This is a genomic window from Streptomyces cyaneofuscatus (assembly GCF_000718135.1).
Classification (GTDB): domain Bacteria; phylum Actinomycetota; class Actinomycetes; order Streptomycetales; family Streptomycetaceae; genus Streptomyces; species Streptomyces cyaneofuscatus.
The window spans coordinates 180424-198303 of record NZ_JOEM01000003.1 but is presented as its reverse complement, the minus strand read 5'-3'; the positions used below and the strand labels follow the sequence as shown (position 1 = coordinate 198303).

Genomic DNA, 17880 nt, shown 5'->3' with positions numbered 1-17880 from the left:
CGTACGGCAGGATGTGCGGCATGCCAAGCCCCAGTGCAGAGGACACGAGCGTGCAGCAGCAGGAGCGGCCCGTCGTGCGGCCCACCGATCAGGACGAGGTCGCGGCGGCCGGCAGTGAGCTGTTCGGCGGGCGGGTGGGGCGCTGGGCACGGCTCGGCGACGGTCCGCTGACGCCCGTCCGGGTCGTCGCCCTGACCATGATCGGGATGTTCGCGCTCGGCATGGTCCAGAAGATCCCCTGCTACGAGTGGGCCTGGTTCCGCGGAGCCACCTCCCAGTACACGCACGCCTGCTACTCCGACATCCCGCACCTCTTCCTGGGACGCGGCTTCGCCGACGGGCTGGTGCCCTACTTCGACCGGCTGAGCGGCGACATGCAGCACCTGGAGTACCCCGTACTGACCGGGGTCTTCATGCAGGTGGCCGCCTGGCTGACCCTCACACCGGACAGCGACCCCATCCAGCAGCGCGAGCAGATGTACTGGATGGTCAACGCGGGCATGCTGATGATCTGCGCGGTGATCATCGCCGTGTGCACCGTACGCACCCACCGGCGGCGCCCCTGGGACGGCCTGCTGGTCGCGCTGGCCCCCGCTTTCGCCCTCACCGCCACGATCAACTGGGACCTGCTGGCCGTCGCCCTGACGGCCGCCGCGATGCTCATGTGGTCGCGGGGCCGGGTGCTCGCGTTCGGCGTCCTCATCGGCCTCGCGACGGCGGCCAAGCTCTACCCCGTCCTGCTGCTCGGCCCGCTCCTGGTGCTCTGCTGGCGGGCCGGCCGGTGGCGCGAGTACGGCACCGCCCTGCTCGGCGCGGGGGCGGCCTGGCTGGCGGTGAACCTGCCGGTGATGCTCTACGCCCCCGAGGGGTGGCGGAAGTTCTACACCTTCAGCCAGGAGCGGCCCATCGACTTCGGCTCGTTCTGGCTGATCATCACCCAGCGCACCGGCAAGCCCATCGACGTGGAGACGGTGAACACCGCATCCGTGGTCCTGATGGTCGTGTTCTGCGCGGGCATCGCCGGCCTGGCACTCACCGCCGCCCGCCGGCCGCGCTTCGCCCAGCTGGCGTTCCTGGTGGTGGCCGCGTTCATCCTGACGAACAAGGTCTACTCGCCGCAGTACGTGCTCTGGCTGATCCCGCTCGCCGTCCTGGCCCGGCCGCGCTGGCGCGACTTCCTCATCTGGCAGGCCTGCGAGGTCATGTACTTCCTGGGGATCTGGTTCTACCTCGCGTACACGAGCGGCGGCGACAAGCACCAGGGCTTGCCGCAGGAGGGGTACCAGCTCGCGATCGCCCTGCACCTGCTGGGCACCCTGTACCTGTGCGCCCTGGTCGTCCGGGACATCCTGCTGCCGGAGAAGGACCCGGTGCGCCGGGACGGGTCGGACGACCCGTCGGGCGGCGTGCTCGACGGGGCGCCGGACGCGTTCGTGCTGGCCCCCGACGCCCGGACGTCCGGGCACACGGCCCCGGCGGCCACCGGGCCTCAGGTGGAGTGGGGCGCGGCCCGGGAGCACTGACCCGGGGCCGCTCGCTCAGCGGTCGACGAGCCGGTCGGGCTGCGTGGTCGTGTGGCGCAGGTGGGCGACCAGCTCGTCGCCGACCCGGGGCTCCTGCGCGTCCGACGGCACGAACAGGATCGACACCTGCATGTGCGGCGGCTCGGCGAACCACCGCTGCTTGCCCGCCCAGACGAACGGCGACAGGTTCCGGTTGACCGTGGCCAGACCGGCGCGCGCGACCCCCTTGGCCCGCGGCATCACCCCGTGCAGCGCCTTGGGCGCCTCCAGGCCGACCCCGTGCGACGTACCGCCCGCGACGACGACCAGCCAGCCGTCGGACGCAGCCTTCTGCTGGCGGTAGCCGAACCGGTCGCCCTTGACGACGGGCGTGACGTCCAGGACGGCCCCCCGGTACTCCGTGGCCTCGTGGTCGCCCAGCCAGAGCCGGGTCCCGATGCGGGCGCGGAAGCGGGTCTGCGGGAACTGCTGCTGGAGCCGGGCCAGTTCCTCGGCGCGCAGGTGGCTGACGAACATGGTGTGCAGCGGCAGCCGGGCGGCGCGCAGGCGGTCCATCCACCCTATGACCTCCTCGACGGCGTCCGAGCCGTCGGTGCGGTCCAGCGGCAGGTGCAGTGCGAAGCCTTCGAGGCGTACGTCCTCGATCGCCGCGTGCAGCAGCCCGAGCTCCTCCTCCTTGACCCCGTGGCGCTTCATCGAGCTCATGCACTCGATGACGACCCGGGCGCCCACCAGGGCGTGCACCCCGTCGACGGAGGAGACGGACCGGATGACGCGGTCCGGCAGCGGTACGGGCTCCTCACCGCGCCGGAACGGGGTCAGGACGAGCAGGTCACCGCTGAACCAGTCCTTGATCGTGGCGGCCTCGTACGTCGTGCCGACGGCGAGGGTGTCGGAGCCGAAGCGGATCGTCTCGTCGGCGAGCCGCTCGTGGCCGAAGCCGTACCCGTTGCCCTTGCAGACCGGTACGAGGCCGGGGAACTGGTCGATCACGGACTTCTGGTGCGCCCGCCAGCGCGCGGTGTCGACGTAGAGGGAGAGCGCCATGGCCGGCCCGGAACCTTTCTGGTGGCTGCGGTGAATCAGGGAGCGAACGGGGTGTGCCGAGGTGGGTATTGAAGCGCGTCAGCGGCGCGACATGTAGATGTCGAGCGCCTTGTGGAGCACCTTGTTCAGCGGGAAGTCCCACTCACCGACGTACTCCACGGCCTCGCCGCCGGTGCCGACCTTGAACTGGATCAGGCCGAAGAGGTGGTCGTTCTCGTCCAGCGAGTCGCTGATCCCGCGCAGGTCGTAGACGGTGGCGCCCATCGCGTAGCTGTCGCGGAGCATCCGCCACTGCATGGCGTTCGACGGCCGGACCTCGCGCCCGATGTTGTCGGAGGCGCCGTAGGAATACCAGACGTGCCCGCCGACGACGAGCATCGTGGCGGCGGAGAGGTTCACGCCGTTGTGCCGGGCGAAGTAGAGCCGCATCCGATTGGGGTCCTCGGAGTTGAGGACCGTCCACATGCGCTGGAAGTACGAGAGGGGGCGCGGGCGGAAGTGGTCGCGCACGGCCGTGATCTCGTAGAGCCGCTGCCACTCGGCCAGGTCCTCGTAGCCGCCCTGGACGACCTCGACGCCGGCCTTGTCGGCCTTCTTGATGTTGCGGCGCCACAGCTGGTTGAAGCCCTTGAGGACATCTTCCAGGGAGCGGTTGGCCAGCGGCACCTGGAAGACGTAACGAGGCTGTACGTCACCGAATCCGGCGCCGCCGTCCTCGCCCTGCTGCCAGCCCATCTTCCGCAGCCGGTCCGCGACCTCGAAGGCGCGCGGCTCGATGTGGGTGGCCTCGACGTCGCGCAGGCGCTTCACGTCCGGGTCCTGGATGCCGGACTTGATGGCCGCGGAGTCCCAGCGCCGGATGACCACCGGCGGGCCCATCTTCACGGAGAACGCGCCCTGCTGCTTGAGGTGGGCGAGCATCGGCTGGAGCCAGTCGCTCAGGTTGGGCGCGTACCAGTTGATGACCGGGCCCTCGGGCAGGTACGCCAGGTAGCGCTTGATCTTCGGCAGCTGGCGGTACAGGACGAGCCCGGCGCCGACGATCTCGCCGTTCTTGTCGAACCAGCCCAGGCTCTCCGAGCGCCACTCGGTCTTCACATCAGCCCACGCCGGGACCTGGCAGTGACTGGCCGAGGGCAGGCTCTGGATGTACGCCAGATGCTGCTCTCGGCTGATGGTCCTCAGGGTCAGGCTCATGCGGGGCGCTCCTCGGCAGGTGTGTCCCCATCGGTCAGGGGCTCCGGCTCTCGCGCCGAAGCCTACTGTGACCGAGGGGCACCCGGCCTGGCCGCGTACGGCCGGAACGCCCGCGGTGGACCGGTGCGGCCGCCTGGACGGCCGCACCGGGTCCTGCGCCGGTCAGGTGATGACGCCGCCGAAGAGGCCGCCGTGCGCCATGCCGAGGTAGAAACCGACCGCGGAGGCGCCGATCCCCATGATCAGGCCGAACCTTTCCCAGGTGGTCTTCGAGATGTACTGGCCGTAGAGGCCGGTGAGAATGCCGACCAGCCCCGCCCACGAGCTGATCAGGTGCAGGTGGTGGAACATCGCCGTCACGAAGGCGAGGACGCCGAGCACTCCGGTCACCGCCATCAGGACGTCCTGGACGGGGTGCGGCCTGCCGTCCGTCGCGAAGAGCGAGCCGGTGGCGGGGCGGCCGGTCGTGGACCGGGAGCCGGCGGGACGAATGGTCTGTGCCATGGATGACCTCCTGGCCGGACGGGCGGTGGAATGTAGCGCCTCTCACACCGCATCTGTCTCGATTGTGCCCCTGGGGCTCCGGATCCGCCCTCCGGGATCCGGAGGGCGGATCCGGACCGGATGTGCCCGCTGACCTCCGGATTTCAACCGGAAGCCGGTCTACAGGTAGTCTGTACGGTCTGCACCGGTGTCTGCCCAGGCCAGCGCGGCGAGCCCCTCCTCCAGGAATCTTCCCGGGAGCGGATCGTCAGTGCCGGGGGTTCTTTCGACAGACGCCGTTGCGATACGCATCACGACCCTCCTGCCACGGAACGACCGTGGCCGCTGAGTCCAAAGGAGGTGGGTTCCACATGCGTCACTACGAGGTGATGGTCATCCTCGACCCCGATCTCGAGGAGCGAGCAGTCTCCCCGCTGATCGAGAACTTCCTCTCCGTCGTCCGTGAGGGCAACGGAAAGGTGGAGAAGGTCGACACCTGGGGCCGTCGTCGGCTCGCTTACGAGATCAAGAAGAAGCCCGAGGGCATCTACTCGGTCATCGACCTGCAGGCCGAGCCTGCGGTCGTCAAGGAGCTCGACCGCCAGATGAACCTGAACGAGTCGGTCCTCCGGACCAAGGTCCTCCGTCCCGAGATCCACTGAGCATCTAGCTCAGCGGTTTTCGGGTCCGAGTAGCAGCAAGCAGCCAGAAGCAATCCCCGCCGAGAGGTTCACCCATGGCAGGCGAGACCGTCATCACGGTCGTCGGCAATCTCGTCGACGACCCCGAGCTGCGCTTCACCCCGTCCGGTGCGGCGGTCGCGAAGTTCCGTGTCGCGTCCACTCCCCGCATCTTCGACCGGCAGACCAATGAGTGGAAGGACGGCGAAGGCCTGTTCCTCACCTGCTCGGTCTGGCGTCAGGCGGCGGAGAACGTCGCGGAGTCGCTCCAGCGAGGCATGCGCGTCGTCGTGCAGGGCCGGCTGAAGCAGCGGTCCTACGAGGACCGTGAGGGCGTCAAGCGCACGGTCTACGAGCTGGACGTCGAGGAAGTCGGCCCCAGCCTCAAGAACGCCACGGCCAAGGTCACCAAGACCACCGGTCGCGGCGGTCAGGGCGGCCAGGGCGGATACGGCGGCGGTGGCGGCCAGCAGGGTGGCGGCAACTGGGGCGGCGGCTCCGGTGGCGGTGGCCAGCAGGGCGGCGGCGGTGCACCCGCCGACGACCCGTGGGCGACCGGCGCGCCGGCAGGCGGCCCGCAGGGCGGCGGCCAGCAGGGCGGCGGGGGCGGCTGGGGCGGAAGCCCCGGTGGTTCCGGCGGCTCCGGTGGCTCCGGCGGCGGCTACTCGGACGAGCCCCCCTTCTAGGGCGGCTCGTACCCCCACTTCTTGATCACACAGGAGAAACACCATGGCGAAGCCGCCTGTGCGCAAGCCTAAGAAGAAGGTCTGCGCGTTCTGCAAGGACAAGACCCAGTACGTGGACTACAAGGACACGAACATGCTGCGGAAGTTCATTTCCGACCGCGGCAAGATCCGTGCCCGCCGCGTCACCGGCAACTGCACGCAGCACCAGCGTGACGTCGCCACGGCTGTCAAGAACAGCCGTGAGATGGCGCTGCTGCCCTACACGTCCACCGCGCGATAAGGGAAGGGTGACAACAGCATGAAGATCATCCTCACCCACGAGGTCTCCGGCCTCGGCACCGCCGGCGACGTCGTCGACGTCAAGGACGGGTACGCCCGCAACTACCTGGTCCCGCGTGGCTTCGCCATTCGCTGGACCAAGGGCGGCGAGAAGGACGTGGCGCAGATCCGCCGCGCCCGCAAGATCCACGAGATCGCGACGATCGAGCAGGCCAACGAGATCAAGGCCAAGCTCGAGGGCGTGAAGGTCCGTCTGGCTGTTCGCTCCGGCGACGCCGGCCGTCTCTTCGGCTCGGTCACCCCGGCTGACGTCGCTTCGGCGATCAAGGCCGCCGGTGGTCCGGACGTCGACAAGCGTCGCGTCGAGCTCGGTTCGCCGATCAAGACGCTGGGCGGGCACCAGGTGTCCGTCCGTCTGCACCCCGAGGTCGCTGCGAAGCTGGCCGTCGAGGTCGTTGCTGCCTAAGGGCAGAGCTCAGCAGAGCAGGTGAAGGGCCGCACCCCGTTGGGGGTGCGGCCCTTTGTTGTGTGTGGGGGTGCGGGCCTGTTTCACGTGAAACAGGCCCACGTGTTTCACGTGAAACAGCGCGGACCGTTTCCGCTTCCGTTTCACGTGAAACGGTCCGTGGAGCCCGCGTATCAGCGGGTCGCTCCGGTGACGATCCAGCGGCCGGAGCGGGTACGCACCCAGAGGGTGATCAGCCGGACGGCCATCATCAGCGTCATCGCCCACCAGAGGGCGGTGAGGCCGCCGTCGAGGGCAGGCACCAGGAGCGCGACGGGGGCGAAGACGGCCAGCGTCACCAGCATGGCCCACGCGAGGTAGCGTCCGTCTCCCGCTCCCATCAGGACCCCGTCCAGGACGAAGACCACTCCAGCGATCGGCTGCGAGACCGCCACGACCAGGAGGGCGGGGAGCAGGGTGTCCTTCACCGCGGGATCGCTGGTGAAGAGCGGGATGAAGAGAGGCCGGGCGAGCATGATCAGCACCCCGAGTGCGATGCCGCAGCCGATGCCCCACTCGACCATGCGACGGCAGGCCTCGCGGGCGCCCTTCTCGTCGTTCGCCCCCAGGTACCGGCCGATGATGGCCTGCCCGGCGATGGCGATGGCGTCGAGGGCGAACGCGGTCAGACTCCAGAGGGAGAGGATGATCTGGTGCGCGGCGATGTCGGTGTCGCCGAGCCGGGCGGCCACGGCGGTGGCGATCATGAGGACGGCCCGGAGCGACAGGGTCCGGACCAGCAGGGGCACGCCCGCGCGGGCGCTGGCCCGGATGCCGGCGGCGTCGGGGCGGAGGGAGGCGCCGTGTCTACGGGCTCCGCGTACGACCACGATGAGGTAGGCGACCGCCATGCCCACCTGGGCGATCACCGTGCCCCAGGCGGATCCGGCGATGCCGAGCCCGACTCCGTAGACGAGGGTCACGTTGAGGATGCCGTTCGCCGTGAAACCGCCGATGGCGACGTACAGCGGGGTGCGGGTGTCCTGGAGTCCGCGCAGCACGCCGGTGGCGGCGAGGACGACGAGCATCGCCGGGATGCCGAAGCTGGAGATCCGCAGATACGTGATGGCGTACGGGGCGGCGGTGTCGGAGGCGCCGAAGACGTCGACGAGCCAGGGGGCCGAGGGGATGGCGAGCGCCACGACGACGGCACCGAGCAGCAGGGCGAGCCAGATGCCGTCCATGCCCTGGCGGATCGCGGCGGGCAGATCGCCCGCCCCGACACGGCGGGCGACGGCGGCCGTGGTGGCGTAGGCGAGGAAGACGAAGATGCTCACGGCGGTCATCAGCAGGGCCGCGGCGATTCCGAGACCGGCCAGCTGCGGGGTGCCGAGGTGGCCGACGACGGCGCTGTCGACCATCACGAACAGGGGCTCGGCGACCAGCGCGCCGAACGCCGGTACGGCGAGGGCGATGATCTCGCGGTCGTGCCGTCGACGGCCTGTTCGGGGAGTGGTGGGGGCCGGAGTCATGAGGGTCAATCTAATCTTCCACAGGTAAGAGATGCAATGGTCAAGTGTCCCTTACTCGGGCACGGCTGGCGCGTTCATCCGGGAGCCGTTTCCCGTGATCTTGAAATCGGGGCGAAAGTTTTTCTCCCCCACAGTCAGTGGATGGAGAACATGCAGGTCAAGTAGGCGATGCTGGTCCTGCTATGAGTTTGTCCACAGTGCTGTCCCCCGTTCCGTGCACAGGTTCTGCGGACTTCTCCACAGCATCTGGTCCGTCATCCACATGCCCTGTGGATAACCAGATTGGCTGACGGTGCGGACAGGCCTACCGTGGTCCGGCGCCCGCACTCCGTTCCGGCACCGGAATCAGCAGAACCAGACGCGCCGGAAGCGGAGTCGGGCGACTTGTTTGTCAGCGCCGTGCCGTAAGAAAGAGTGGCACGGCTAGGTCCGCGAAGCGGACGGGAGGAGGTGGGCCGGGTGAGCATCCCCGAGCCTTTGGACGACCCCTGGACCGAGGCTGGTCCCGGCGACCGTCTTCCTGTCTCCCGCCCGCGCCGAGGGGAGCGCAAGGGGAACCGCGAGGACCGGCACGATCGGGGCTCGGACGACGGCTGGGACGGCGGCTCCCCCGGGTTCGAGCGGGTGCCTCCCCAGGACCTGGACGCGGAGCAGTCGGTGCTCGGCGGCATGCTGCTGTCCAAGGACGCCATCGCCGACGTCGTGGAGATCATCAAGGGCCACGACTTCTACCGCCCGGCGCACGAGACCGTCTACACGGCGATCCTCGACCTGTACGCCAAGGGCGAGCCGGCCGACCCGATCACGGTGGCCGCCGAGCTGGTCAAGCGCGGGGAGATCACCAAGGTCGGCGGAGCGCCGTACCTCCACACCCTGGTGCAGTCCGTCCCGACCGCCGCCAACGCCTCGTACTACGCGGAGATCGTCCACGAGCGGGCGGTCCTGCGGCGGCTCGTCGAGGCCGGCACGAAGATCACGCAGATGGGATACGCGGCCGACGGGGACGTCGACGAGATCGTCAACTCCGCACAGGCCGAGATCTACGCCGTCACCGAGCAGCGCACCAGCGAGGACTACCTCCCCCTCGGCGACATCATGGAGGGCGCGCTCGACGAGATCGAGGCCATCGGGTCGCGCAGCGGCGAGATGACCGGCGTCCCGACGGGCTTCACCGACCTCGACGCCCTGACGAACGGTATGCACCCCGGCCAGATGATCGTCATCGCGGCCCGCCCCGCCATGGGTAAGTCCACGCTGGCGCTGGACTTCGCCCGCGCCGCGTCGATCAAGAACAACCTGCCCAGCGTCATCTTCTCCCTCGAGATGGGGCGCAACGAGATCGCGATGCGTCTGCTGTCGGCCGAGGCGCGGGTGGCCCTGCACCACATGCGGTCCGGCACGATGACGGACGAGGACTGGACGCGGCTCGCGCGCCGCATGCCCGAGGTCTCGGCCGCCCCGCTCTACATCGACGACTCCCCCAACCTGTCGATGATGGAGATCCGCGCGAAGTGCCGTCGGCTCAAGCAGCGCAACGACATCAAGCTCGTGATCATCGACTATCTCCAGCTGATGCAGGCCGGCGGGTCGAAACGGTCCGAGAGCCGTCAGCAGGAGGTCTCGGACATGTCCCGAAACCTCAAGCTGCTGGCCAAGGAGCTGGAGGTCCCGGTGATCGCGCTCTCGCAGCTGAACCGTGGCCCCGAGCAGCGCACGGACAAGAAGCCGATGGTCTCCGACCTGCGTGAGTCCGGCTCCATCGAGCAGGACGCCGACATGGTCATCCTGCTCCACCGCGAGGACGCGTACGAGAAGGAGTCACCGCGCGCGGGCGAGGCCGACATCATCGTCGGCAAGCACCGTAACGGCCCGACGGCCACCATCACCGTGGCCTTCCAGGGCCACTACTCGCGCTTCGTGGACATGGCGCAGACCTGAGGGCGACCGTGTGGGTTCCCAGATCCCGCGCGCGGGCCGCCGTACGGACCATCCCCCTCTCACTGCGTCAAGCCGGCTGCCTTCCTGGCTCGTCGGGCGAAAACGTCCTCCCGGTGATCTGCCATCTGCTGCAGCGCATCTTTACGGTCCCGTTTGGAGAGCCTGTCGAGATAGGTGTGACCGAAGAGGTGGTCGGTCTCGTGCTGCAGACACCGGGCGAAGTAGCCCGTCCCTTCGATGACGAGGGGGTTGCCGTCCTTGTCGAACCCGCGGGCGACAGCACGATCGGTGCGGGGAACCGCCATTCCGGCACCGGGCACGGACAGACAGCCCTCGAAGTCGTCAAGGAGCCGGCGGCTTCCCGGATCGGGCAGGTCCAGAACCGGGTTGACGATGTGGCCGACATGTCGGATTCCGTAGTCGTCCGAGCAGTCATAGACGAACAGCCGCAGGTCGACGTCCACCTGGTTGGCCGCCATGCGGGCACCGTCGGCGACATACATCGTCAGGAACATGTCGTTGATCAGGCTGGACAACTCAGGGGAGCCGAACTCGGTCACCTCCTGGCACCAACGGCTCAGGATCTCTTCACCCACCACCGTGACCCTGCGAACCGATCCCTGTTCCGCCTCCGGCGGCAGAGCCGGATAGGTGTCGACGGGGCGGCCCTGCACGCGAACTCGCCGGTCAACGGGACGGGACTGCTCATGACGAACAGACATGGCTGTCTCCCCTTTCGCGCACGCCACAGATGCCGCGGAGGTCACCGCGGCCGATGCCTTCAGCAAGAACTACTGCTTGCCAGGGTCTTTGCAAAGTAGCAGACTTTGCAAAGTGACTGAAGATGACCTCAACCCCCCTGACGGCCAGACGGCCGGCAACGGAAATGAACTACGAGAGCACGCGGTCCGGACAGCCCTGCTGGGCCTGTTCGCCGAAGTCGGTGCCCTCACGGCGACCGAAGCCGCCTCCCGGCTGGGCTACAGCTCTGGTCTCTGCTCTTTTCACCTGCGGCAGCTCGCACGCCACGGATACATCGAAGAAGCGCCCCACAGCGGGGGCCGCGCACGGCCCTGGCGTCTGAGGCAGCAGGACGCCGCTGCCGACGGAGCTGTTGAAGATCAGTTCGGTGACCTGGCCAGGGGGTTGGAGGACGAGAGCTGGCGACGATGGCAGAACCAACGAGATGAGGCGCCGTCCGAATGGCGCCACGACGAAGCCTTCAGCACCGTCGCCTACCTGACACCTGAAGAGATGCGCCGGGTCGCGGACGTGATCCGACGGACGCTCGCGCCCTACCAAGGCCGCGAACAACGACCCCTGTCCCGGCCCGAAAGCGCCCGCCCGGTGGCCCTCATCAGTCGGCTCTTCCCTCTTCTTCCTCACCCAGCAGACGACGCGGGCCAGGGCTGAGACGCGGTTGGCTGTTCCTGCTCGCTTGGAGGAGCTCCACGCAGCCGACTCGACGGCAAACCTGGGGCGCGCCCCGGCATCCTTCTCCAGGCCCTCAAGCCCACGCGGAACCTGCAACGGGGCTCCGCCGTGAGCCCCCGCGAGGTCACGAGATGACCGCTTCATGACTGAGATCGTTCTGATGTCCGACCCGAAGGTTGCGGCCGTGCCCGTCCAGGAGTGCGGGGAGCCGCTGGTGGACGTGTGCAGGGGCGGCCTGTTGCTGGTCGACGAGCGGAAGCGCTCGGACTCCGCCGGTGCCTTCGCCCACCTGCGGGAAGGGGTGCTCGACCGACTCCTCGCAGCACAGGGACAGCTGCCTTCGGGGCTGCGGCTGCTGTTCGTCGAGGGCTATCGCCCGCCGTCCCTCCAGCGCCGCTATTTCGAGGAGTACGCAGCCCAACTCCGCGCCGAGCACCCGGATTGGGCCGATGAGCAGCTCCGTTCGGCGGCCAGCCGTTACGTGTCCCCGCCTGAGATCGCTCCGCACAGCGCCGGTGCCGCCGTCGACCTGACGCTCGCCGATGACGAGGGGCGCGAGCTCGACATGGGCACGCGGATGAGCGCCTCCCCGGAGGAGAGCGCCGGCGCCTGTTACACCCAGGCCGACAACATCAGCGCTGAGGCTCGCTCCCACCGGGACATCCTGGGCACGGCGCTCACCGCCGCCGGCCTGGTCAACTACCCGACGGAGTGGTGGCACTGGTCGTACGGAGACCGCTACTGGGCACTCAAGGAAGGAGCGGCCGCCGCTCTCTACGGGCCCAGGGAATTCCACTGACCGCAGACACCAAAACTCCCTGCCTGGTAAGGGTTGACCATGACTTCTCCCAGTGAAGAACTGCTCCCCAGCACCCGCCGCTCCCTCCTCCATCGCCTCGCCACGGCACAGCGGGACGGCCGGGCGCCCTCTCTCGCGGCCGCCGTGCGGCGGGAGGGCCGGATCGTCTGGAGCGGGGGGCGTACGGGCCTGGAGGGGCAGGTGCCGGACGCCGATACGCAGTACCGGATCGGCTCGATCACCAAGACGTTCACCGCGGTTCTGGTTCTGCGACTGCGGAACGAGGGGCTGATCGACCTGGACGACCAGCTGGAGAAGCACCTCCCCGGCACCGGAGCGGGCGGCGCGACCGTCTTCCAACTGCTCGGCCACAGCGCGGGGCTCGGCGCCGAGGCGCCTGCCCCCTGGTGGGAGCGGACCCCGGGGGCCCTGCGGCCGGAGCTCGGCGACGTACTCGGCGAGCGGCCGCAGATGCACCCGGCGGGCCACCGCTTCCACTACTCCAACCCCGGCTACACCCTGCTCGGTTCGCTGATCGAAGCGGTTCGCGGAGTCTCCTGGGAGGAGGCGCTGCGCCGCGAGATCCTGGAGCCGCTGGGCATGCACCGTACGACGGGCGGGCCGGTCGCTCCGTACGCGCAGGGCTGGGCCGTTCATCCCTGGGCCGATGTGGTGGTGCGCGAGCCTGCCGAGGATCTGGGACTGATGGCGCCCGCCGGCCAGCTCTGGTCGACCGCGGCCGACCTGCTGCGCTTCGCGGCCTTCCTGGCCGAGGGCGACGATCGGGTCCTGTCGGCCGCTTCCGTACGGGAGATGAGGACGCCCGCCGCGCCCGCCGCCGAGGGCGGGGGCAACGCCTACGGTCTCGGGCTGCAGGTGGTGAAGACCGACAGCCGCGTCCTCTTCGGGCACGCGGGTTCGCTGCCCGGGTTCGTTGCCGGCCTGTGGTTCAGCGAGGAGGACGACGTCGCCGCGGTAACCCTCGCCAACGCCACCTCGGGGCTGCCCGCCGCCACGGTGGCCGCCGAGCTCCTGAGTATCGTCGCGGAGGCGGAGCCGCGGATCCCGGAGCCCTGGCGCCCGCTGCCCGAGGCCGACGAGGAGCTGCTGGCCCTGAGCGGGATCTGGCACTGGGGGACCCACACGTTCACGCTGCGGCTGACCGGGGGCCGGGGCCTCGAGCTCAGGCCGCTGGGCGGCACCGGCCGGGGAGCGGCCTTCACGCCCCGGCCGGACGGCACCTGGACGGGCCAGGACGACTACTACGCGGGGGAGACCCTTCGCGTCGTCCGCAGGGCCGACGGCTCGGTCGACCACCTCGACCTCGGCTCGTTCGCCTTCACCCGTGAGCCGTATGAGGCGGGAGCGGACGTTCCCGGGGGACTGGACCCGGCGGGCTGGCGGGGGATCGGCGGCTGACGCCTGAGTTGTGACGGCCGGTGGGGTGGGTGTTTCACGTGAAACACCCACCCCACCGGCCGTTGTCGTGCGAAAAGCGAGTCCTTCAGAGAGCCAGCTTGAAGCCCACGTGGCTGGCCGTGAAGCCGAGTCGCTCGTAGAAGCGGTGCGCGTCCTCGCGGGTGACATCCGAGGTCAGCTGCACCAACTGGCAGTCCTGGCGGCGGGATTCGTCGACCGCCCACTGGATCAGCTGCGTACCGAGCCCGCTACCCCGCTCGTCGGCGTGGATGCGGACGGCCTCGATGATCGACCGGATGGCACCGCGCCGGGACAGCCCGGGGACCACGGTCAGCTGGAGGGTTCCGACCACACGGCCCTCGCGGACGGCGACGACGACGTGCTGGTTCGGGTCGTCGGCCAGCCGTCGGAGGGCCGCGCGGTACGGGGTGAGGTCGTCCGGTGACTCGCGCTGCGCGCCGAGCGGGTCGTCGGCCAGCATGGCCACCACGGCGTCGAGGTCGGTCTCGACAACGGGGCGTATCTCAAGATCGCTCATGATCGGCAGATTACGCGCTCCGCGGCTGTCAGGCCGGGACCTTGAGCTCTTCCACGGCCCGGACCAGGGGTGCGAGCTCGGGGTTCTCCGACGCCTCGTCCAGCGCCGCCCTCAGGGCGCTGTCGTTGGTCGGCCGGGCCTCGGCGAGCAGGGTGAGCCCGGCCTCGGTGACATCGGTGTAGATGCCCCGCCGGTCGGTGTCGCACAGGTACCGGGTCAGCAGCCCGCGGTCCTCCAGCCTCGTGACCAGGCGGGTGGTGGCGCTCTGGCTGAGGACCACGGCGTCGGCGACCTGCTTCATCTGGAGATGGCCGCCGGGTCCGCTGTGCTGCCGGCTCAACACGTCGAGCAGCGAATACTCCCGTGCGCTGAGCCCGTGGCCCGACTGGAGGGCGCGCTCGATGCGGGCTTCGATCTTCCCGTGGAGCAGGGAGAGGGCGCACCAGCCCTGGGCGAGGGCGGTCAGGGCGGGGTCGGTCGCGGTCATGGTCTCTCCTCCGGGCGGGAGCTGCGTGGTTCCAGGATAGGGGACGCCTGCAATAGCCCGCGTTTGCAATTAACCAGCGCCTGCAATTATTGTGGACGCTCGTAAGGCGCAGACGCAATCTTCAGGGAAGGTGGAAACCCATGCCGCTCGCGCTCCTCGCCCTGGCCATCGGGGCATTCGGGATCGGAACGACCGAGTTCGTGATCATGGGGTTGCTCCCCGAGGTTGCCGCGGATTTCCAGGTCTCGATCCCGACCGCAGGCTTCCTGGTGACCGGCTACGCGCTCGGGGTCGTCCTCGGCGCCCCGCTGATGACTCTGCTGGGCACCCGGGTCACCCGTAAGCGGATGCTGATGCTCCTGATGGGGCTGTTCATCGTGGGCAACGTCGTGTCCGCCCTCGCCCCCGTCTTCGGTGTCATGCTCGCCGGCCGGGTGGTCGCCTCCCTCGCGCACGGCGCCTTCTTCGGCATCGGCTCCGTGGTCGCGGCCGATCTCGTCGCCCCGCAGAAGAAGGCCGGGGCCATCGCCATGATGTTCACGGGACTCACCGTCGCGAACGTCGTCGGCGTCCCGCTCGGCACCTACATCGGGCAGTCCGCGGGCTGGAGGACCACGTTCGTCCTGGTGGCGCTCCTCGGGGTGATCGGACTCGTCGGAGTCGCGAAGCTCGTCCCCGAGCAGCCCAAGCCCGAAGGTGTACGCGTCCGCCACGAACTGGCCGCGTTCCGCAATGTCCAGGTCCTGCTCGCGATGGCCATGACCGTCCTGGGCTTCGGCGGAGTCTTCGCCGCGATCACCTACATCACCCCGATGATGACCGAGATCGCCGGCTACTCGGCCTCCTCCGTCACCTGGCTGCTGGTCCTCTTCGGCCTCGGCATGGTGGGCGGCAACCTGGTGGGCGGACGGTTCGCCGACCGCCATCTGATGCCGATGCTGTACGTCTCGCTCGGCGCGCTCGCCCTCGTGCTCGGCCTCTTCACCGTGACCGCTCACAACAAGATCGCGGCGGCCGTCACCACCGTCCTCATCGGTGCCCTCGGCTTCGCGACCGTGCCCCCGCTGCAGAAGCGGGTCCTCGACCAGGCGGCGGGCGCCCCCACCCTGGCCTCCGCGGTCAACATCGGGGCCTTCAACCTCGGCAACGCCCTCTCCGCCTGGCTCGGCGGCCTCGTGATCGCCGCCGGCCTCGGCTACACCGCCCCCAACTGGGTCGGCGCGGTCCTCGCCGCGTCCGCCCTGGTGCTGGCCGTGGTCTCCAGCCTGCTGGAGCGCCGTACCGCCGGTGCCGAAGGCCGGATCGTCGCCGGGAGCGGCCCCGCGCCGGTCGCCGCCCCTGCCCAGCACTGAGCCCCGCCCCGGAGCCTCCCCCACCGCGCCACCGACCCCACCGCACCACCCACTTCACCGCACCACCCACTTCACCGCACCCCACAACGATCAGGAGCAATTCCATGAGCACCACCGCCACCGCTGTCGCCCCGCTGACCATCCAGGACGCCGAGGCTCTCGTCGCAGCCGCCCGCAGCGCCGCCGAGGCGGCCGGGGTCGCCGTCGCCGTGAGCGTCGTGGACGCGGGCGGCCACCTGCTGGCCTTCCGGCGCGACGACCGGGCGGTCCTCATCGCCGGGGAGACCAGCACCCGCAAGGCGTTCACCGCGTTGCAGCTCGACGCCCCCACCGCGGACCTGGTCGACGCCGTCCAGCCCGGCGGGCTCTTCCACACCCTGCCGACCGCGCTGGACCGCCCGCTGCTCTTCATCGCCGGAGGTGTCCCCCTGCACCGGGACGGCCGGCTGATCGGTGCCGTCGGGGTCGGCGGCGGAGCGCCGGAGCAGGACCACGGGTTCGCTTCCGCCGCCGCGGACTCCCTCGTCTGAGGTCGAGCACCCGTCGCAGGGGGCCTCAGCCCGTCGCGATGGTCAGCGGGGCGAACCTGCGGGTGGCGTCGCCCGGGAGGTCCTCGATGCCGTACGTCATCACCGCGGTACGGGAGCCCGGTTCGAGGCCGTGCTCCACCAGCCAGCCGAGCAGCTCCTCATGGCGCGCGTCGACATCGGCCCGCAGCGGCCGGTCCGTCGTGGCGGCCAGCGCGGCGACGAGGGCCCTCGCGGTGGCCGTGTCGCGCGCGATGAGCGGGCCGACGACATGGGCGTCGCCGCTCGGCCAGAGGGCCGCGTAACCGGTCAGCTCGCCGTTCTCCTCCGCGACCCGGAGCCGGTCGGAGAAGGCCGGGAGCCGGGCGATGAGGTGCGTGCGGTCGATGCCGAAGACCGGCAGGTCGAGGCGGACCATCGCCTGGAGGTCGTCCGCGGCGGCCGGACGCGTGGTGACGGCCGTCGGCCGGCCCTTCGCCCGGAACCGGCCGAGGACCCGCTCGGTCCGGCCCACCTGGGCGAAGCCGAGCTCCTCGTAGAGCCGCTGCCCTTCAGGTGTGGCGTACAGGGCGAGCGGGGTGGACCCGGTCTCCTCCATCACATGGCGCATGAGCCGCCTGGCGATCCCCTGGCGGGCGTGGCGTGCGGCGACGAGCATCATGCCGACGGCCGCCAGGCGGGGCCCGTACGACGTCACCACGCAGGCCGCGACCAGGCCCTTGCCGTCGGGTTCCGCGATCCCGTACCCCGTACCCGCGGAGAGCAGCAGCCCCCATCGGTGCTCGTCGCGTGGCCAGCCCCGGTCCTCGGAGAGGTCGGCGCAGGCGACCAGGTCTCCCCGGGTGAGACGCCGTACGGGCAGGTCGACGAGGGGCAGGGGTGAGGGGCTGTGCATGGGGCCAGGCTGTCCGACGTGATGATCGCCCGTCCACCGGTTTCCCGGAACTGGCCGAGAACCGAAGTCCCCCCGCCTGGTTTCACGTGAAACATGAAGCGCGGCCGCGCGGGGGTCCGGGCCTGTCAGCCCAGGTCGGGCGCGTGCATCGCCCGTACGCCCTCGATGTTGCCGTCCAGATAGTGGCGCAGGGAGAGCGGTACGAGGTGGACGGCGGCGATCCCCACCCGGCTGAACGGCACCCGGACGATCTCGTACTCCCCGCACGGCTCGTCGATCTCCGGGCCGTGCCGTCGGGTGACGTCCATCGACGCGAGCCGGCAGACGAAGAAGTGCTGGACCTTCACCCCGGTGACGCCGCCGTCCGCGATGTGCTCGACGGTGTCGACGAAGCAGGGCACCACATCGATGATCTTGGCACCGAGCTCCTCGTCGACCTCGCGGTGGAGCGCGTCGACGACGGTGGCGTCCTCCGGCTCGACCCCGCCGCCGGGGGTGAGCCAGTACGGATCGACCCCCGGCTTCGTGCGCTTGATGAGGACGAGGTCGTCGCCGTCGAGCAGGATGGCGCGTGCGGTGCGCTTGACCACAGGACGTTCGGTCATGGCAAGAGAGTGGC

At 69.7% G+C, this 17880-nt stretch carries 20 protein-coding genes; 11 read left to right on the top strand and 9 right to left on the bottom strand.

What is annotated here, in order from left to right:
- Positions 1-20: 20 nt before the first annotated feature.
- Positions 21-1523 (top strand): glycosyltransferase family 87 protein, encoded by a 1503-nt coding sequence (locus IF17_RS0106400; protein ID WP_051883898.1) that lies wholly within the window; start codon positions 21-23, stop codon positions 1521-1523.
- Positions 1524-1538: 15 nt separating this feature from the next.
- Here IF17_RS0106400 and IF17_RS0106395 read toward each other — a convergent pair whose 3' ends face one another.
- The 3 genes from IF17_RS0106395 to IF17_RS0106385 all read right to left on the bottom strand — a co-directional run bounded on the left by IF17_RS0106395 (position 1539) and on the right by IF17_RS0106385 (position 4271).
- Positions 1539-2570 carry an alanine racemase gene (locus tag IF17_RS0106395; protein ID WP_030563041.1) on the bottom strand — a complete coding sequence of 344 codons (1032 nt, stop codon included), beginning with the start codon at positions 2568-2570 and terminating at the stop codon, positions 1539-1541.
- Between the two features lie 78 nt (positions 2571-2648).
- Entirely contained in the window at positions 2649-3767 is a 1119-nt protein-coding gene (locus IF17_RS0106390) for a lipid II:glycine glycyltransferase FemX (RefSeq protein WP_018513857.1), read from the bottom strand.
- A 162-nt stretch (positions 3768-3929) separates the two neighbouring features.
- A complete protein-coding gene (locus IF17_RS0106385; RefSeq protein ID WP_030563039.1) occupies positions 3930-4271 on the bottom strand; it encodes a hypothetical protein in 342 nt (113 codons plus the stop codon).
- Between the two features lie 350 nt (positions 4272-4621).
- Between IF17_RS0106385 and rpsF the strand changes: the two genes are divergently transcribed.
- The 4 genes from rpsF (at position 4622) to rplI (ending at position 6361) form a co-directional block, all read left to right on the top strand.
- Positions 4622-4912 carry a 30S ribosomal protein S6 gene (gene rpsF, locus IF17_RS0106380; RefSeq protein WP_015609864.1) on the top strand — a complete coding sequence of 97 codons (291 nt, stop codon included), beginning with the start codon at positions 4622-4624 and terminating at the stop codon, positions 4910-4912.
- 74 nt (positions 4913-4986) lie between these two features.
- Complete coding sequence (locus tag IF17_RS0106375; protein WP_030563038.1) at positions 4987-5616, top strand: single-stranded DNA-binding protein; 630 nt, start codon at positions 4987-4989, stop codon at positions 5614-5616.
- Positions 5617-5659: 43 nt separating this feature from the next.
- Positions 5660-5896: a 30S ribosomal protein S18 gene (gene rpsR, locus IF17_RS0106370; protein ID WP_003967857.1), complete on the top strand. Its 237-nt coding sequence runs from the start codon at positions 5660-5662 to the stop codon at positions 5894-5896.
- A gap of 18 nt (positions 5897-5914) precedes the next feature.
- Positions 5915-6361 (top strand): 50S ribosomal protein L9, encoded by a 447-nt coding sequence (rplI, locus tag IF17_RS0106365; RefSeq protein ID WP_018513854.1) that lies wholly within the window; start codon positions 5915-5917, stop codon positions 6359-6361.
- A 173-nt stretch (positions 6362-6534) separates the two neighbouring features.
- On the opposite strand, the gene IF17_RS0106360 is transcribed toward rplI, so the two are convergent.
- Positions 6535-7872, bottom strand: a complete 1338-nt coding sequence (locus IF17_RS0106360) for an MATE family efflux transporter (protein ID WP_030563036.1) — start codon at positions 7870-7872, stop codon at positions 6535-6537.
- A gap of 459 nt (positions 7873-8331) precedes the next feature.
- Here IF17_RS0106360 and dnaB point away from each other — a divergent pair, with 459 nt between their 5' ends.
- Positions 8332-9810, top strand: a complete 1479-nt coding sequence (gene dnaB, locus IF17_RS0106355) for a replicative DNA helicase (RefSeq protein WP_030563034.1) — start codon at positions 8332-8334, stop codon at positions 9808-9810.
- 59 nt (positions 9811-9869) lie between these two features.
- On the opposite strand, the gene def is transcribed toward dnaB, so the two are convergent.
- Entirely contained in the window at positions 9870-10532 is a 663-nt protein-coding gene (def, locus tag IF17_RS0106350) for a peptide deformylase (RefSeq protein WP_030563031.1), read from the bottom strand.
- Positions 10533-10644: 112 nt separating this feature from the next.
- Here def and IF17_RS1000000137540 point away from each other — a divergent pair, with 112 nt between their 5' ends.
- From IF17_RS1000000137540 to IF17_RS0106340, 3 genes are all read left to right on the top strand, one after another.
- Positions 10645-11223 carry a winged helix-turn-helix domain-containing protein gene (locus tag IF17_RS1000000137540; RefSeq protein WP_078615817.1) on the top strand — a complete coding sequence of 193 codons (579 nt, stop codon included), beginning with the start codon at positions 10645-10647 and terminating at the stop codon, positions 11221-11223.
- Positions 11224-11386: 163 nt separating this feature from the next.
- The gene (locus IF17_RS0106345; protein ID WP_030563029.1) at positions 11387-12043 is read left to right on the top strand and encodes a M15 family metallopeptidase; all 657 of its coding nucleotides are present in this window, start codon (positions 11387-11389) and stop codon (positions 12041-12043) included.
- A gap of 39 nt (positions 12044-12082) precedes the next feature.
- Positions 12083-13462: a serine hydrolase domain-containing protein gene (locus IF17_RS0106340; RefSeq protein WP_030563028.1), complete on the top strand. Its 1380-nt coding sequence runs from the start codon at positions 12083-12085 to the stop codon at positions 13460-13462.
- An 85-nt stretch (positions 13463-13547) separates the two neighbouring features.
- Here IF17_RS0106340 and IF17_RS0106335 read toward each other — a convergent pair whose 3' ends face one another.
- A complete protein-coding gene (locus tag IF17_RS0106335; protein ID WP_030563026.1) occupies positions 13548-14000 on the bottom strand; it encodes a GNAT family N-acetyltransferase in 453 nt (150 codons plus the stop codon).
- Between the two features lie 28 nt (positions 14001-14028).
- Entirely contained in the window at positions 14029-14487 is a 459-nt protein-coding gene (locus IF17_RS0106330; protein WP_030563023.1) for a MarR family winged helix-turn-helix transcriptional regulator, read from the bottom strand.
- A gap of 140 nt (positions 14488-14627) precedes the next feature.
- On the opposite strand from IF17_RS0106330, the gene IF17_RS0106325 reads away from it, so the two are divergent.
- Both IF17_RS0106325 and IF17_RS0106320 read left to right on the top strand, forming a co-directional pair.
- The gene (locus IF17_RS0106325; protein ID WP_030563022.1) at positions 14628-15839 is read left to right on the top strand and encodes an MFS transporter; all 1212 of its coding nucleotides are present in this window, start codon (positions 14628-14630) and stop codon (positions 15837-15839) included.
- A gap of 104 nt (positions 15840-15943) precedes the next feature.
- Positions 15944-16369: a GlcG/HbpS family heme-binding protein gene (locus IF17_RS0106320; protein ID WP_030563019.1), complete on the top strand. Its 426-nt coding sequence runs from the start codon at positions 15944-15946 to the stop codon at positions 16367-16369.
- Between the two features lie 25 nt (positions 16370-16394).
- Here the strand turns inward: IF17_RS0106320 and IF17_RS0106315 are convergent, their stop codons facing one another.
- Together IF17_RS0106315 and IF17_RS0106310 are read right to left on the bottom strand one after the other, a co-directional pair.
- Positions 16395-17261, bottom strand: coding sequence for a GNAT family N-acetyltransferase (locus tag IF17_RS0106315; protein ID WP_030563017.1), 867 nt, complete (start codon positions 17259-17261; stop codon positions 16395-16397).
- A 125-nt stretch (positions 17262-17386) separates the two neighbouring features.
- Positions 17387-17866, bottom strand: a complete 480-nt coding sequence (locus IF17_RS0106310; RefSeq protein WP_030563015.1) for an NUDIX domain-containing protein — start codon at positions 17864-17866, stop codon at positions 17387-17389.
- Between the last annotated feature and the right edge of the window lie 14 nt (positions 17867-17880).